Here is a 16,547-nt window from a genome sequence, read left to right as displayed (position 1 = left end):
GGGGTGCCCGGTCAGGGGGTGGCACCGCGGAGCGGCTGCGAGAGGCGCCGCACGGCGGCCATGGGGATGGGCAGCCAGGCGGGCCGGTGCCTGGCCTCGTAGAGCACTTCGTAGACGGCCTTGTCGGTCTCGTAGGCACGTATCACCACGGGCTCGTCCCGTGGGTCGGTCCCGGCGGCCTCCGCGTATCCGGCGCAGAACGCGGCCCGCTGGGTCTCGGCCCATTCGGGCGCGCCCGGGGCGGCCGGATCGTGGTGCCGGGCCGCGTAGTCGAACGAGCGCAGCATGCCGGCCACGTCCTGCACCGGCGGCGCGGGACGGCGGCGTTCGGGGAGCGGACGGGCCGGCTCCCCCTCGAAGTCGATGAGCACCCAGCCCTGGGCCTGGGTCAACAGGGCCTGACCCAGGTGGAGGTCGCCGTGGATGCGCTGGGCCGCCAGTTCCGTGCCCTGTTCGCCGAGCACCGCGAGGTCCTCGAAGGCGGCGCGCAGCCGGGCGCGGTACGGCCGGAGCGCGGGTACGGCGGCGGCCGCGGCGTCCAGCCGGTCGGCCATCGCCCCGGCGATGTGTTCGATCTGCTGCCGGCGCAGGGTGCTGGTGGGCAGGGCGCGGGCCAGCGCGAGATGCACCTCGGCGGTCGCGCGCCCCAGCGCGTGCGCGTCGCCCGAGAAGTCGAGGTCCTTCTCCACGGCCTCCAGCGCCAGTTCCCAGGCGCCGGACGAGCCGGGCAGGTAGCGCTGCAGCACGCCCAGGGTGGCGGGCTCGTCGTACAGGCCCACCGCCTCGAACCAGGCGGCGGGCGCGGCGATCCGCCGCGACCCGGCGCGGGCCAGGGCCAGCGACAGTTCCAGGTCCGGGTTGGGGCCGGGCGCGACCCGCCGGAAGAGCTTCAGGATGTGGCTGTCGCCGTAGATCACCGAACTGTTGGACTGTTCGGCGGTGGACAGCCGCGGCGCCGGGCCGGCCGGGATCGCCGCATCCGCCTCGGCGCCGAACCGCAGGTGCCCGGTGCGGCCGGGGGCGCGCAGCCGTTCCAGCAGCAGGGCGGTCAGCCGGGGGTCGTGCAGCGCCTCGTAGATGGTGAGGCCGTCCAGCGGCCCGCCGACCGCGTGCCCGATGAGGGCGGGCGCGAGGGCCGGCGGCAGCAGGGCCCGGGAGCCCAGCAGCAACTGGTAGGTGTCGGGGTGCCCGTGGCCGCGGCCCGACCGCTGTGTCTCGTGCGGGCCGTCCTGGTGGACGTCGAGCAGCAGATGGAGCAGCCCGGGGGTGCCGAGCCGGCCGTCCGCCGGCAGCAGCTCGGTGGCCGAGACCAGGCCGAACGCGGTGATCGGCCGCCCCTTGCCGGCGAACCACCGCTGCCGGGGCAGCCATTCGCGCAGCAAGGGGCCGAGAGTGGAGAGCAGTCCCGGGGCCGGGGGCACGGTGGTGCCGGCGGGGGCTGCGGAGGAGCGAAGCCACGAGGTGTCCGACATGACGTCCTTTCCTCGGGTGCCGGGCCTGCTGGTTCCCTAAGTGAAGGGGTGCGCTGCGGCGACTGTCCGACTCACGGGACGTGTCGGACGAATATCATCCGAGCTGGTGGTGCAATTGGCGTACTGGCCTACAAGGTGCCAAGCGCCCGACAAGCATCCGATATGACGCTGGATTCGGCAGGGGGAGCCTGCCCCCGCGGTCCGGTGCGAAACCGCACCGGACCGCCGGGGTCGCCGTCCTCGGGCGGTCCGGCTACACCGCGTCGCGGCGCAGCCGGAACCAGTAGAAGCCGTGACCGGCGAGAGTGAGCAGGTAGGGCCACTCCCCGATGGCGGGGAAGCGGACACCACCGATGAGCTCGACCGGGTGGCGGCCGGTGAAGGAGCGCAGGTCGAGCTCGGTGGGCTGGGCGAAGCGCGAGAAGTTGTTCACGCACAGGACGAGGTCGTCGCCCTTGCCGTCCAGCGACGGCGCCTCGCGCAGGAAGGCCAGGACGGCCGGGTTGCTGGAGGGCAGTTCGGTGTACGAGCCGAGTCCGAAGGCCGGGTTCTGCTTGCGGATCTCGACCATCCGGCGGGTCCAGTGCAGGAGCGAGCTTGGTGAGCTCATCTGCGCCTCGACATTGGTGACTTGGTAGCCGTACACCGGGTCCATGATCGTCGGCAGGTACAGCCGCCCCGGATCGCAGGAGGAGAAGCCCGCGTTGCGGTCGGGCGTCCACTGCATCGGGGTGCGCACCGCGTCGCGGTCACCGAGCCAGATGTTGTCGCCCATGCCGATCTCGTCGCCGTAGTAGAGGATCGGCGAGCCCGGCAGGGAGAGCAGCAGCGCGGTGAAGAGCTCGATCTGGTTGCGGTCGTTGTCCAGCAGCGGGGAGAGCCGGCGCCGGATGCCGATGTTGGCCCGCATCCGCGGGTCCTTGGCGTACTCCGCGTACATGTAGTCGCGCTCTTCGTCCGTCACCATTTCGAGCGTCAGCTCGTCGTGGTTGCGCAGGAAGATGCCCCACTGGCAGTTCTTGGGGATCGCCGGGGTCTTGGCCAGGATCTCCGAGACCGGGTAGCGCGACTCCCGGCGCACCGCCATGAAGATGCGTGGCATGACCGGGAAGTGGAAGGCCATGTGGCACTCGTCGCCGCCCTTGGCGTAGTCGCCGAAGTAGTCGACGACGTCCTCGGGCCACTGGTTGGCCTCGGCGAGCAGCACCGTGTCCGGGTAGTGGGCGTCGATCTCCTGGCGCACCATCCGCAGGAAGCCGTGGGTGCGCGGCAGGTTCTCGCAGTTGGTGCCCTCCTCCTGGTAGAGGTACGGCACCGCGTCCAGCCGGAACCCGTCGATGCCGAGGTCGAGCCAGAAGCGCAGGGCGGCGAGGATCTCCTCCTGGACCTTCGGGTTCTCGTAGTTGAGATCCGGCTGGTGGGAGAAGAAGCGGTGCCAGTAGTACTGCTTGCGCACCGGGTCGAACGTCCAGTTGGAGCTCTCGGTGTCGACGAAGATGATCCGGGCTTCCGGGTACTGCTTGTCGTCGTCCGCCCAGACGTAGTAGTCGCCGTAGGGTCCGTCCGGATCGCTGCGGGACTGCTGGAACCACTCGTGCTGGTCGCTCGTGTGGTTCACGACGAAGTCGATGATCACCCGCATCCCGCGCTGGTGCGCGGCGTCCACGAACTCCACGAAGTCCGCCAGGTCGCCGAACTCCGGCAGCACCGCCGTGTAGTCCGAGACGTCGTAGCCGCCGTCGCGCAGCGGTGACGCGAAGAACGGCGGCAGCCACAGGCAGTCGACGCCCAGCCACTGCAAATAGTCCAGCTTGGCGGTGAGCCCCTTGAGGTCGCCGACCCCGTCGCCGTTGCTGTCCTGGAATGACCGTACGAGTACCTCGTAGAAGACGGCCCGTTTGAACCAATCGGGGTCCCGGTCCTTGGCCGGGGTGTCTTCGAACGTGTCAGGTACGGGTTCGTTGACGATCAAGTGGGTGACCCTCCTGTCGATGGAGTAGGTCGCAGGGTGAAGATGTGCGCGGGCACGCGGCCCGGCTCGAGGCGCACATAGTTGTTCCTGCCCCAGTGGTAGGTCTCACCGGTGAGCTCGTCGCGCACCGGGGTGGACTCGTGCCATGCGAGGCCGAGTTCCGGCATGTTCAACGAGACGGTCGCCTCCTGGGTGTGGTGCGGGTCCAGGTTGACGACCACCAGTACGACATCACCGCCGTCGCCCGAGCGCTTCGAGTACGCCAGCACCGCGTCGTTGTTCACGTGGTGGAAGCGCAGATCTCGCAGCTGCTGGAGCGCGGGGTGGCGGCGCCGCAGCCGGTTGAGCGCGGTGAGCAGCGGCGCGAGGGAACGGCCCTCGGCCTCGGCTGCCGCCCAGTCACGGGGCCTCAGCTCGTACTTCTCCGAGTGTAGGTACTCCTCGCTGCCCTCGCGCACCGGCACGTTCTCGCAGAGCTCGTATCCGGCGTACACCCCCCAGGTGGGCGAGAGGGTCGCCGCGAGCACCGCGCGCACCTCGAACGCCGCCCGTCCCCCCTGTTGCAGATAGGCATGCAGAATGTCGGGGGTGTTGACGAAGAAGTTCGGGCGCATGTAGCTCGCCGCGTCCCCACTGAGCTCCGTCAGATAGTCGACCAGCTCCTGCTTCTCATTACGCCACGTGAAGTACGTGTACGACTGCTGGAAGCCGATCCGGGCCAGGGTGTGCATCATCGCCGGACGGGTGAACGCCTCGGCCAGGAAGATGACGTCGGGGTCGGTGCGGTTGATGTGCGTGATGACCTTCTCCCAGAAGACCACCGGCTTGGTGTGCGGGTTGTCCACCCGGAAGATGCGCACCCCGTGGTCCATCCAGTGCCGCAGCACCCGCTCGGTCTCGCGGACCAGCCCGGACATGTCGGAGTCGAAGGCGATCGGGTAGATGTCCTGGTACTTCTTCGGCGGGTTCTCGGCGTACGCGATCGAGCCGTCCGGCCGCCGCGAGAACCACTCCGGGTACTTCTCCACCCACGGATGCTCGGGGGAGCACTGCAGGGCGAAGTCCAGGGCGATTTCCAGCCGCAGTTCGCGGGCCCGTTCGACGAAGAAGTCGAAGTCCTCCAGCGTGCCGAGGTCCGGGTGGACCGCGTCGTGGCCGCCCTCGGGGGAGCCGATCGCCCACGGCGAGCCGACGTCGTGCGGACCCGGCGTCAGGGAGTTGTTCGGCCCCTTGCGGAAGGCCGACCCGATCGGGTGAACGGGCGGCAGATAGACCACGTCGAAGCCCATGGCCGCGATCGCCGGCAGCCGGTCGGCCGCCGTACGGAAGGTGCCGGACCGCGGGGGCCGCTTCCCGGACGGGTCCACCACCGCGCCCTCGGAGCGGGGGAACATCTCGTACCAGGAGCCGAACAGCGCCCGCTGCCGCTCGACCTGGAGCGCCGCCGGGCGGGAGGCGCTGACCAGTTCGCGCAAGGGATGGCGGTCCAGCACGGCCACGACGTCGGGGGCCAGTGCTGCCGCGTGCCGGGCCGCGGGGGGCCGGCTGTCGTCGCGCAGCGCGTCGACGGCGGCGAGCACGACCGCCCGGCCGTCCTTCTTGGGGACCTTGGCCGCGGCGCGCTCGTGCAGTGCGGCGCCCTCGGCGAGGACCAGTTCGGTGTCGATGCCGGCGGGGATCTTGATGCCCGCGTGGTGCCGCCAGGTGGCCACCGGATCGCTCCAGGCCTCCACCGTGTACGTCCAGCGGCCCTCGGCGGTCGGGGTCACATCGGCGCCCCACCGGTCGGTGCCGGGGGCGAGTTCGCGCATCGGGGTCCAGGGGCCGCTGCGGCCCGAGGGGTCCTTCAGGACCACATTCGCCCCGACGGCGTCATGTCCTTCACGGAATAGCGTCGCCGACACCTGGAAGGTCTCGCCTGCCACCGCCTTCGCGGGGCGGCGCCCGCAGTCGACCAGCGGGCGGACGTCCAGGACGGGGATACGACCGATCATTGCGCCTCACCTGTTCGAGCTGGTGGCCGGGCGGGTGACGTGCACTCTTTTTATCTGCTCCTTCGGTTGGCTGCCTGGGGGCATGACCGCTCCTGTCCGCGTTCACTCGGGTGGGCGGATGTGAGTCGAGGTGTGAGGAGGAGAAGTGGCGCCGCGTCGCGCAAGGGTGAGCCTGCCCAGTGGATGCCGCCCGAATGCCCTTGGGAAGGGGGTACTGGGGCGTAGCTTGCAAAGCCTCCGGAAAACCGGCCGGCCCCGTGGACGCCGTGGTTCTGGCCGATTGTCGACGGGTCGGAGCCGTTGCCGAGGGGGCGTGGCCGGGTGGTCCGGGGGGTCCGCGGAGCGGTTGCGGTCACGTCGCGGGCGCCGGTCCGCGCCCCCTGGTGGTGCGCCCCCGGCGTGCACCGGCGCGGAGCGCATCCGGTCGTCGGTTGCCACCACCGCGCCGGGGGATGCCGCTACCGTCGAAGAGTGAAGGCTATTCGTCGATTCACCGTGCGAACTGTCCTGCCCGAACCACTACGTCCGCTCGGGGAGCTCGCGCAGAATCTGCGCTGGTCCTGGCATCCCGAGACCCGCGAGCTGTTCCAGGCGGTCGACCCCGAGGGCTGGCGGGCGGCGGCCGGCGACCCGGTGCGCCTGCTCGGCGCCGTCTCCAAGGAACGGCTGAACGCGCTCGCCACGGACCGCCGCTTCCTGCGCCGGCTGGGTACCGCCGTCGAGGACCTCCACGACTACCTCGCCAACCCCCGCTGGTACCAGGGCGCCGCCGGAAGCGGGGAACTCCCCTCCGCCATCGCCTACTTCTCGCCCGAGTTCGGCATCACCGCCGCGCTGCCCCAGTACTCCGGGGGCCTGGGCATCCTGGCCGGCGACCACCTCAAGGCCGCCAGCGACCTCGGCGTCCCCCTGATCGGCGTCGGCCTGCTCTACCGGCACGGCTACTTCCGGCAGTCGCTGTCCCGCGACGGCTGGCAGCAGGAGCACTACCCGGTGCTCGACCCGAACGAGCTGCCGCTGTCCCTGCTGCGCGACGACGGCGGCGCCCCCGTCCTGATCGTCCTCGACCTGCCCGGCGGCCGGAGCCTGCGCGCCCATGTCTGGCTGGCCAGGGTCGGCCGGGTGCCGCTGCTGCTCCTGGACTCCGACGTCGAGGAGAACAACCCCAGCGAACGCGACGTCACCGACCGGCTCTACGGCGGCGGCAGCGAGCACCGGCTGCTCCAGGAGATGCTGCTGGGCATCGGCGGCGTCCGCGCGGTGCGCACGTACTGCGCGCTGACCGGCCACCCCGCGCCCGAGGTCTTCCACACCAACGAGGGGCACGCCGGCTTCCTCGGTCTGGAGCGCATCCGCGAGCTCACGGCCGAGGACACCGGCACGGACTTCGACTCCGCGCTGGAGGCGGTCCGCGCCGGCACCGTCTTCACCACCCACACCCCGGTGCCCGCGGGCATCGACCGCTTCGACCGCGAGCTGGTCGCCCGTCACCTCGGCGACGACGGCGAACTGCACGGGGTGGACGTGCAGCGCGTGCTGGAACTGGGCATGGAGACGTACTCCGGGGGCGACCCCAACGTCTTCAACATGGCCGTGATGGGCCTGCGGCTCGCCCAGCGCGCCAACGGCGTCTCCACCCTGCACGGCCAGGTCAGCCGTGAGATGTTCGCCGGGCTGTGGCCGGGCTTCGACCCGGAGGAGGTGCCGATCACCTCCGTCACCAACGGCGTCCACGCCCCCACCTGGGTGGCGCCCGAGGTGTTCCGGCTCGGCGCCCGGCAGGCCGGCTCGCAGATCGCCGAGGACGCGATGACGGTCGGCCTGGCCGACACCTGGGAGTCCGTCGGCGCCATCCCCGACGCCGCCGTCTGGGAGCTGCGCCGCGAGCTGCGCGAGCAGCTGGTGTGGGAGGTGCGCCGCCGGGTGCGCGCGTCCTGGCGGCAGCGCGGCGCCGGTTCCGCCGAGCTGGGCTGGACCGACGACGTGCTCGACCCCGATGTGCTCACCATCGGCTTCGCCCGCCGGGTGCCCTCGTACAAGCGGCTCACGCTGATGCTGCGCGACCAGGACCGGCTGATGGACCTGCTGCTCAATGCCTCCCGGCCGGTCCAGATCGTCGTCGCGGGCAAGGCCCACCCGGCCGACGACAGCGGCAAGCGCCTGGTCCAGGAGCTGGTGCGCTTCGCGGACGACCCGCGGGTACGGCACCGCATCGTCTTCCTGCCCGACTACGACATGGCCATGGCGCAGCACCTGTACCACGGCTGCGACGTCTGGCTGAACAACCCGCTGCGCCCGCTGGAGGCCTGCGGCACCTCCGGGATGAAGTCCGCGCTGAACGGCGGCCTCAACCTCTCCGTCCTCGACGGGTGGTGGGAGGAGTGGTTCGACGGCAACAACGGCTGGGCCATCCCCACCGCCGACGGCTTCGGCGCCCAGGGCGATCCCGACCGGCGCGACGACATCGAGGCGGCCGCGCTGTACGACCTGATCGAGAACCAGGTCGCCCCGCGCTTCTACGACCAGGGCACCCACGGGCTGCCGGCGCGCTGGATCGAGATGGTCCGGCACACCCTCACCACCCTGGGGCCCAAGGTGCTGGCCGGCCGCATGGTGCGCGAGTACGTCCAGCGGCTGTACGCCCCGGCCGCCGCCGCGCACCGCCTCGCCACCGGCGGGGAGGCGGCCGAACTGGCCGCGTGGAAGCGGCGGGTGCGCGAGCAGTGGCCGCGGATCGCCGTGGACCACGTGGAGACCGGTGCCGCCGTCGGCGGCTCGCCCGAGCTCGGGACGACGCTGACGCTGCGGGTCCAGGTCGCCCTCGGGGACCTGGAACCGGGCGACGTCGACGTCCAGGTGGTCTCCGGCCGGGTCGACGACTCCGACCGGATCACCGACCTGTCGGTGGTCTCGCTGAAGCCGGGCGGCCGGCCCGACCTGGAGGGCCGCTGGCTGTACGAGGGGCCGCTGGCACTGGACCGCACCGGGCCCTTCGGCTACACCGTGCGGGTGCTGCCCACCCACCGGCTGCTCGCCTCGCCTGCCGAGCTGGGGCTGATCGCGGTGCCCGCCGAGGCGGTGGGCATGACGGCCGGCGTGCTGCGCTGACCGGCACCGCCTGCGCGGGCACATGACCGGGCCCCGGCCGTCCTCGACGGCCGGGGCCCGGCGTTCACGTCACCCCGCGGGGATCAGCTGGAGGTGGTGACGGCCGTGTCGTCCACCACGAAGCTCGTCTGCAGCGAGGAGTCCTCGGTGCCGGTGAACTTCAGGCTGACGGTGGAGCCGGCGAAGCCGTTCAGGCTGAAGGACTTCTGGGTGTAGCCCGTGGCCTTGTTGAGGTTCGAGTACGTGGCCAGGGTGGTCGACCCGGCCGTGACGGTCAGCTTGTCGTACTGGGTGCTGGTGGTCGTCTCGGCGGAGTCGATGTGCAGCCAGAAGGTGAAGGTCGCCTTGCAGCCGGCCGGGATCGTCACCGACTGGGACAGCGTGTCGGTGTGCGTCGTGCCGTAGCCGTTCAGCCAGCCCTTGTACGAACCGCCGTGCGCGGCCTGGCCGCTGTCATTGGTGATCACACCGCTGCTCGCCGTCCAGGAGGCGCTGCCGGACTCGAAGCCCGGGTTGCCGAGCAGTTGCGCCGAGGCGCAGCTGCCGGGGGTGGTGACGGTCCAGGTGAACGAGGCGGTGCCGGTCTTCGCGGCGGAGTCGGTGACCGTGACCGTGGTGGTGGAGGTGCCCGCGGTGGTCGGGGTGCCGGAGATCAGACCGGTGGAGGCGTTGATCGACAGACCGGCCGGCAGACCGCTGGCCGCGTAGCTCAGGGCGCCGCTGTTGGTGCTGCTCGCCTGGATCTGCAGGCTGACCGCGGTGCCCACGGTGCTGCTCTGGTTGCCCGGGTTGGTGACCGTCACACCCGAGACGGGGGCGTGGCTGCCGACGCCGATGCCCGCGAAGGCGTTCTGCACGCCCGCGTACTGGGCGGAGGAGGCGCCGTACAGCGCGGAGGCGGCGTTGAGCGCGGCGGTGCGGGCGCCCGCGTAGTTGGTGCTGCTCGTCATGTACGAGGTCAGCGCCTTGTACCAGATCTGCAGCGCGGCGGCGCGGCCGATGCCGGCGACGGCGATGCCGTCGGCGGTCGGGCTGTTGTAGCTGACCCCGTTGATGACCTTGGCGCCGCTGCCCTCGGAGAGCAGGTAGAACATGTGGTTCGCCGGGCCCGAGGAGTAGTGCACGTCCAGGTTGCCGATGCCGGAGTACCAGCTGTCGGGTGACGTGCCGTCACGGGACGGCTTGTCCTGGTAGCGCAGCGGGGTGCCGTTGCCGTTGATGTTGATCTTCTCGCCGATGAGGTAGTCACCGACGTCGTTGCTGTTGTTGGCGTAGAACTCGACGCCCGTGCCGAAGATGTCGGAGGTCGCCTCGTTGAGGCCGCCGGACTCACCGGTGTAGTTGAGGCCCGCGGTGTTGGACGTGACGCCATGGCTCATCTCGTGGCCCGCGACGTCCAGCGAGGTCAGGGCGTGGGTGTTGCCCGAGCCGTCGCCGTAGGTCATGCAGAAGCAGCTGTCGTCCCAGAACGCGTTGACGTAGCCGCTGCTGTAGTGCACCCGCGAGTACGCCGCCGCACCGTCGTTGCGGATGCCGCTGCGGCCGAAGGTGGTCTTGTAGAAGTCCCAGGTCTCCTGGGCGCCGTAGGCGGCGTCGGCGCCGGCGGTCTGGGTGTTGGAGCCCGTCCCGTCGCCCCAGACGTCGTCGGCGTCGGTGAACAGGGTGCCGGTGCCGGACGTCGCCCGGTTGAGGTTGTACGTCTTGTGGCCGCCGCGGGTGTTGTCGGTGAGCTGGTACGTCGAGCCCGACAGCGTGGTGCCGAGCGTCACCGATCCGCTGTACTGGGTGTTGCCGGTGCCGGTCTTGATGTCCTGGTACCGGTACAGTTCCGCGCCGGTCATGGCGTCGGTGACGACGTGCAGCCGGCTCGGCGTGCCGTCGTCCTGCAGACCGCTGACGACGCTCTCCCAGGCGAGCTTCGGCGTGCCCTGCCCGGCCCAGATCACCTTGCGGGCGCTGTCCGCGGCGGGCGCCTCGGCCTTCAGCGCCTTGGCGGCCTTCAGCGCGGAGGTGGTGGCCGCGGACCCGGCGACCTTCGGCGTCGTCGAGGCGACCGTGATCGCCTTGTTCGTGTTGAACGTGGTGCCCAGCGTGCCGGCGCCCTTGGCGGGCGTGTGCACCACGAGGTCACCGCCGAGCACGGGGAGCCCGGCGTAGGTGCGCTCGTAGCGGGTGTGCAGGGTGCCGTCCACGTCCTTGACGACGTCCCGGACGACGAGCTTCTCCTTGCTGCCCAGGCCCAGGGACTGGGCCGTCACGGCCGTCCGGGCGCTCGCGCTCTTGATCAGCGAGCTGTGCTGGGCGGGGGTGAGCGTGGCCTCGAGCGCTCCGGCGCGGGCCTGGCTCGTGTGGGGGGCGGGCTTCGCCGCGGCGGTGGTCGACGGTATGCCGACGGCGAGGAATGCGGCGGTGGCGACCAGGCTTGTGGCCGCGACTGCCTTGCGGGGGGATCGTCTCACTCGGACTCCTACTGCGTCGGCCGCGGTTGGCGGCCGGGGACAGCCGGGCAGACAGGGTGTGCTGCCCGGGCGGAACTAGCCGTGCAAGCCGTGCGGGTGGGACGTTGCGGAGCTCCGGCCGGAGCGCCGGCGCGCGGAGGTGCACCGGCGCGGGCGCGTTCTGAGCCGACCGGGGGAAGAGTGCCACTACTCATGGGTTGATGTCATGTACGTGACGAGAAGTTGGCCGAATACGTCCTTTCAGGAGGACAGTCGGTCCGCATAACGGACGACGTGTCCCGCAGGGCGTGACGGCGCGACAGGGCCCGGGTCGGGGGCAGCGTGCAATGCCGCACGAAACGGGCATTCAGGGCGAGCGGCTGCCGGAGTACGCGTCCCGTGACGCGGCCCCCCGGCGCGGCGCCGGGGGGAGGGGGCGTCAGACGAGGCTGTCGCGCCAGGCCTGGTGGAGATCGGCGAAGCGGCCCGCCCCGGAGACCAGCTCGGCGGGGGTGCCGTCCTCCACGATCCGGCCCTGGTCCATGACCAGCACGCGGTCGGCGATCTCGACCGTCGACAGCCGGTGCGCGATGATCACCGCCGTACGGCCCCGGAGCACCTCGCTCATCGCGCGCTGCACCGCGCGCTCGCCGGGCACGTCCAGCGAGGAGGTCGCCTCGTCGAGGATCAGCACGGCGGGGTCGGCGAGCAGCGCCCGCGCGAAGGCGACCAACTGGCGCTGCCCGGCGGAGATCCGGCCGCCGCGCTTGCGGACGTCGGTGTCGTAGCCGTCCGGGAGGGCGGCGATGAACTCGTGGGCGCCGATGGCGCGGGCGGCGTTCTCGACCTCCTCACGGGTCGCCTCCGGGCGGCCGATCGAGATGTTCTCGGCGACCGTGCCGGAGAAGAGGAACGCCTCCTGGGTGACCATGACCACGCCGCGGCGCAGGTCCGGCAGCGTCAGGTCGCGCAGGTCCACCCCGTCGAGGGTGACGCGGCCCGAGGTCGGGTCGTAGAAGCGGGCCAGCAGCTTGGCGAGCGTCGACTTGCCGGCGCCGGTCGCCCCCACCACCGCCACCGTCTGCCCCGCGGGCAGCCGCAGGTCGAACCGGGGCAGCACCTCGCCGCCGGTGCGGTACGCGAAGCGGACGTCGTCGAAGGCCACCTCGCGGCCCGGGATCTCCGCCACCGTGGGCGGCAGCGGCCGCGGGCTCTCCGGCTCCGGCACCGAGGGACGCTGGGCGAGCAGGCCGGCGATCTTCTCCAGCGAGGCGGCGGCCGACTGGTAGGAGTTGAGGAACATGCCGAGCGGGTCGATCGGCGCGTACAGCCGGCGCAGGTAGAGCACGAACGCCGCGAGCACGCCGAGCTCCAGCGAACCGGAGGCCACCCGGTAGGCGCCCCACAGGACCACCAGCGCCACCGAGGTGTTGGCGATCAGCCAGGAGGAGACGGTGAACCGGCCCATCTCCAGGATCGCGTCGCCGTTGGCCTTGCGGTGCGTGGCGTTCAGCTCGCCGAAGGCCTCGTCGTTGGCCTGCTCCCGGCGGAACGCCTGCACGGGCCGGATGCCGTTCATCGTCTCGGTGAAGCGCACGATGACCGCAGCGGTCGCGGCCGAGCGCCGCGTGTACACCCGGGCCGAACGGCGGCGGAACGCGCGGATGGTGAACACCAGCGGCACGCCGCTCGCCAGCGTGAACAGGCCGAGCGGCCAGTCCAGCCACAGCAGCACCGCGGAGATGTAGAGCACCGACAGCCCGACGTTGAGCAGTTCCTGGAGGCCCTCGGTCAGCAGCTCGCGGATCGACTCCACGTCGGAGGTCGCGCGGGCGATGATCCGGCCGGAGGTGTAGCGCTCGTGGAAGTCCAGGCCCAGCGCCTGGGCGTGCCGGAAGATCCGGCCGCGCAGCTCCACCAGGACGTCCTGGCAGATCAGCCCGGCCTTGCGGATGAAGGCGCGCTGGAGCAGCCCGCCCACGACGGCGCAGCCGATGTAGGCCGCGGCCACCGCGATCAGCGGCCCGTGGTCGTGCCGGCGCAGCGCCGGGATCGCTTGGTCGATGGCCAGCGCGACGATCAGCGGGCCCGCCTGCACCGCGGCCTGCTGCACGAGCAGCAGCACCGCCGCGAACCAGACCCGCCCGCGGTACGGGCCGACGAGGTCGCGCAGCAACTGCCGCGACGCCCCGGGGGGTGTGGGCAGGGTGTCCCGGTCGAAGGGATCGTCCCCGGCAGCCGGTGTGCGGTCCTCGGCGGGCTCACCGGGGCCGGCGGGCGCGCCCGGTTCCCCGGGTTCGCCGGTGGACGGCTGTGACTCCGTGACCGAGGTCATCGTGCGCTGCTCCCTTGGGATCGGATCATGCCGCGGCCGGTGCGGGACGGGGTCATCAGGCCGCGCCTCCCCCGGAGGGGACGGTGGCGGGCTCGTCCTGGCCGGACATCAGACGGCGGTACTCCGGGGACGCGGCGAGCAGTTCGTGGTGCGTGCCGATCTCGGTGACCCGGCCGCCGGCCATCAGGGCGACCCGGTCGGCGAGCATCACCGTGGAGGGACGGTGGGCCACGACCAGGGCGGTGGTCGTGGCGAGCACCTGGCGCAGGGCGGCCTCGACGAGGGCCTCGGTGTGCACGTCCAGCGCGGACAGCGGGTCGTCGAGGACGAGGAAGCGCGGCCGTCCGACCACCGCGCGGGCCAGGGCCAGGCGCTGCCGCTGGCCGCCGGACAGGCTCAGGCCCTGCTCGCCGACCTGGGTCTCCACACCGTGCGGCAGCTTGTGGACGAAGTCGCACTGGGCGATCTCCAGCGCCCGCAGCAGATCGGCCTCGTCCGCGTCGGGGGCGCCCATCAGGACGTTCTCCCGGACGCTGGCGGAGAAGAGCGTGGGCTCCTCGAAGGCCGTCGCGACGAGGTGGCGCAGCGCCGAGCGGCTCAGCCCGGCGGCGTCGGCGCCGTCCAGGGTGATGCGGCCCCCGGTCGGCTCGTACAGCCGGGGGATCAGCGAGGTGAGCGTGGTCTTGCCGCTGCCCGTGGAGCCGACCAGGGCGACCGTCTCGCCGCTGCGGATGTGCAGGTCGATACCGGTGAGCAGGTCCGGGGTGTCCTCGGGGGCGTCGGGATAGCGGAAGCGGACGCCGGAGAAACGGATGCCGTCGCCGCCGCCGGCCGTCACCCCCGGCCCGGTGCCGCTGCCGGTCTCCGGGGGGAGCTCGGAGTCCAGCACCTCGAAGACACGATCGGCGGCGGTGGCCGCCTCGTTGCTGAACGACAGCAGCCAGCCCAGCGACTCCACCGGCCAGCGCAGCGCCAGCGCGGTGGACAGGAAGGCCACCAGCGTGCCGGCGGACAGCTTGCCGTCGGCCACCTGGGTGGCGCCCAGCACCAGCGCCGCGCCGAGCGCCACGTCCGGCAGGGCGGTGATGACCATCCACAGGTCCGCCAGCAGCCGGGCCTTGCGCAGCTCCGTGCCGCGCAGCTCGCGCGACTGGCGGCGGAAGGACTCGGCCTGGCTGCGGTGCCGTCCGAAGGCCTTGATGATGCGGATGCCGAGCACGGACTCCTCGACCAGCGTGGTCAGGTCGCCGACCTGGTCCTGGGCGAGCCGGGAGGCCTGCTGGTAGCGCGCCTCGAAGTACGCGCAGAGGAACACCAGCGGCACGACCGGCACGAGCAGGATCAGCCCGAGCGACCAGTGCTGGAAGAACAGGATGGCGAAGCCCGCCAGGATCGTCGCGCCGTTGACCGCGAGGAAGACCATGGGGAAGGTCAGGAACATCCGCAGGATCTGCAGGTCGTTGGTGGCGCGCGACAGCAGCTGCCCCGAGCCCCAGCGGTCGTGGAACGCCACCGGCAGCCGCTGCAGCCGCTGGTACAGGTCCGCCCGCATGGTCGCCTCCAGCCCCGCCATCGGCCGGGCCACCAGCCAGCGCCGTATGCCGAAGAGCCCCGCCTCCAGGAGGCCGAGGAGCAGCACGACGCCGCCGCCGAGCCAGACGCCGGAGGGGTCGCGGTCGGCGACCGGGCCGTCCACGATCCACTTCAGGACGAGCGGGATGAGCAGCGCGAGGCAGGACGCGACGACGGCCACGCCCGCGGAGCCGAAGAGCCGGTGGCTGACCGGCTTCACGTACGGCCACAGGCGCAGCAGTGAGCGGACCGCGGATCGAGGACGGTCGGGCGCGGGTTGGATGGTCGACTCAGGCATCGTTCCAGAGACTACGTGCCACCACCGACAACGCTCATCCGGATTTTCGGCCGAGGTCCCGCACAGCGGGCACCGACAGCAGCGCCACGCAGACCCCCACCGTCACCACGCCACCGGCCAGCAGGACCGGCCGGGCCCCGAAGAATCCGGCCGCGGGGCCCGCCAGGGCCTGGCCGACGGGCAGCATGGCGACCGATCCCGCGACCTCGTACGCGTGGATCCGGTTGAGGATCTCGCCGGGCACCTGCGTCTGCACGCTGGTGGCCCACATCACACTCCAGAACGCCCACGCCGTCCCGGCCACCAGCACCGCCGCCGCGACCACCGGCACCGGCAGCCCCGCGCCGACCGCCGCCGGGTAGAGCGCGAACCCGAACAGCGCGACGGCTCCGCCCCGCAGCGGGCGGGCCGGCCGGACCCGGATCGCCAGCAGCCCGCCGAGCGCGGTGCCCGCCCCCAGCGCGGAGGAGACCAGGCCGTACGCCTTCGGGCCGTGCGCGGGCAGGATCTCCCCGGCCGCCAGCGGGGTCACCGGCCCCATGACCATGATCATGAAGACCATCCACACGACGATCACCGACCACATCCAGGTGCGGGCCCGGAACTCCCGCCAACCCTCGGCCAGGTCGGCCCGGAAGCTGCCGCGCCGCACGGCGTCCCGCGGTCCGCGCGCGGTCCGCCCGGGCAGCCGGAGCAGCAGCAGGCAGACCGCGCTCACCGCGTACGTGCCGGCGTGCACGGCGAACACCCCGCCAGCGGAGGTGAAGGCCACCAGGACACCGGCCAGTGCCGGTCCGGCCAGCGCCATCAGCGACTCGGCCGTGCGGACGACCCCGTTGGCCTCCTGGACGTCCCGCGCCACCTGGGGGACCGTACTGGCCACCCCTGGCTGGAACATGGCGCCCGCCACGCCGTTCACCGCGCCGATCACGCAGATCTGCCAGAGCACGACGTGCCCGGAGAAGAACAGCCAGGCGGCCAGGGTCTGCGTGCCGACCCGGACCAGATCCGCGCCGATCATGAGCGCCCGCGCGCTGAACCGGTCGGCCAGCACCCCGCCGAACACGACCAGCCCGGCGAAGCAGGCCGTGAACGAGGCCATGGCGTAGCCGATGTCGCCGGCACCGTAGCCGTGCTGGAGCAGTCCGGCCGACAGGGCGACCGGCAGCATGGAGTCGCCGAGCATGGCGACGCTGCGGGCGGTGAAGTAGAGCGTGAACCCCCGTGACCACAGGCGGTTCCCGGGGAGGGCTTTCGCGGTGCGGTCGGAGGCGTACGGCGGGGAGGGCGGCGGCGCGGAGGTCACGGACGACCAGTGTGGACTGGACCAATTGGCCGAGTCCACACCTTTGCCGGAC

The 16,547-nt window shown here is 71.9% G+C and carries 8 protein-coding genes; 1 reads left to right on the top strand and 7 read right to left on the bottom strand.

The window, feature by feature from the left end; all coding sequences use genetic code 11:
• Positions 1 to 11 precede the first annotated feature (11 nt).
• The 3 genes from ABZ883_RS25300 to ABZ883_RS25290 form a co-directional block, all read right to left on the bottom strand.
• Complete coding sequence (locus tag ABZ883_RS25300; RefSeq protein WP_360909764.1) at positions 12 to 1,472, bottom strand: maltokinase; 1,461 nt, start codon at positions 1,470 to 1,472, stop codon at positions 12 to 14.
• Positions 1,473 to 1,725: 253 nt separating this feature from the next.
• Positions 1,726 to 3,444: a maltose alpha-D-glucosyltransferase gene (treS, locus tag ABZ883_RS25295; protein WP_360909762.1), complete on the bottom strand. Its 1,719-nt coding sequence runs from the start codon at positions 3,442 to 3,444 to the stop codon at positions 1,726 to 1,728.
• Positions 3,441 to 5,438, bottom strand: coding sequence for an alpha-1,4-glucan--maltose-1-phosphate maltosyltransferase (locus ABZ883_RS25290; RefSeq protein ID WP_360909760.1), 1,998 nt, complete (start codon positions 5,436 to 5,438; stop codon positions 3,441 to 3,443). Before ABZ883_RS25290 ends, treS begins: the two co-directional genes overlap by 4 nt.
• Positions 5,439 to 5,909: 471 nt before the next feature.
• On the opposite strand from ABZ883_RS25290, the gene glgP reads away from it, so the two are divergent.
• Positions 5,910 to 8,546: an alpha-glucan family phosphorylase gene (glgP, locus tag ABZ883_RS25285; protein WP_360909758.1), complete on the top strand. Its 2,637-nt coding sequence runs from the start codon at positions 5,910 to 5,912 to the stop codon at positions 8,544 to 8,546.
• Positions 8,547 to 8,629: 83 nt separating this feature from the next.
• Here the strand turns inward: glgP and ABZ883_RS25280 are convergent, their stop codons facing one another.
• The 4 genes from ABZ883_RS25280 to ABZ883_RS25265 form a co-directional block, all read right to left on the bottom strand.
• Entirely contained in the window at positions 8,630 to 11,005 is a 2,376-nt protein-coding gene (locus tag ABZ883_RS25280) for a M4 family metallopeptidase (RefSeq protein WP_360909756.1), read from the bottom strand.
• Between the two features lie 418 nt (positions 11,006 to 11,423).
• Positions 11,424 to 13,319: an ABC transporter ATP-binding protein gene (locus ABZ883_RS25275; protein WP_360909754.1), complete on the bottom strand. Its 1,896-nt coding sequence runs from the start codon at positions 13,317 to 13,319 to the stop codon at positions 11,424 to 11,426.
• Between the two features lie 55 nt (positions 13,320 to 13,374).
• Positions 13,375 to 15,189: an ABC transporter ATP-binding protein gene (locus tag ABZ883_RS25270; RefSeq protein WP_360909752.1), complete on the bottom strand. Its 1,815-nt coding sequence runs from the start codon at positions 15,187 to 15,189 to the stop codon at positions 13,375 to 13,377.
• A gap of 34 nt (positions 15,190 to 15,223) precedes the next feature.
• The gene (locus tag ABZ883_RS25265; RefSeq protein ID WP_360909948.1) at positions 15,224 to 16,423 is read right to left on the bottom strand and encodes an MFS transporter; all 1,200 of its coding nucleotides are present in this window, start codon (positions 16,421 to 16,423) and stop codon (positions 15,224 to 15,226) included.
• Positions 16,424 to 16,547: the final 124 nt, after the last annotated feature.

Origin of the sequence: Streptomyces sp. NPDC046977, assembly GCF_040644455.1 — a bacterium.
In the GTDB taxonomy this organism is placed as follows: Bacteria; Actinomycetota; Actinomycetes; order Streptomycetales; family Streptomycetaceae; genus Actinacidiphila.
The sequence above is the reverse complement of the archived record's forward strand: the minus strand, read 5'-3'. Positions and strand labels throughout refer to the sequence as shown.

Coding starts and splice junctions, on each gene's coding strand:
- ABZ883_RS25300 (WP_360909764.1), bottom strand. CDS start 1,472: ATGTCGGACACCTCGTGGCTTCGCTCCTCCGCAGCCCCCGCCGGCACC.
- ABZ883_RS25290 (WP_360909760.1), bottom strand. CDS start 5,438: ATGATCGGTCGTATCCCCGTCCTGGACGTCCGCCCGCTGGTCGACTGC.
- ABZ883_RS25275 (WP_360909754.1), bottom strand. CDS start 13,319: ATGACCTCGGTCACGGAGTCACAGCCGTCCACCGGCGAACCCGGGGAA.
- ABZ883_RS25270 (WP_360909752.1), bottom strand. CDS start 15,189: ATGCCTGAGTCGACCATCCAACCCGCGCCCGACCGTCCTCGATCCGCG.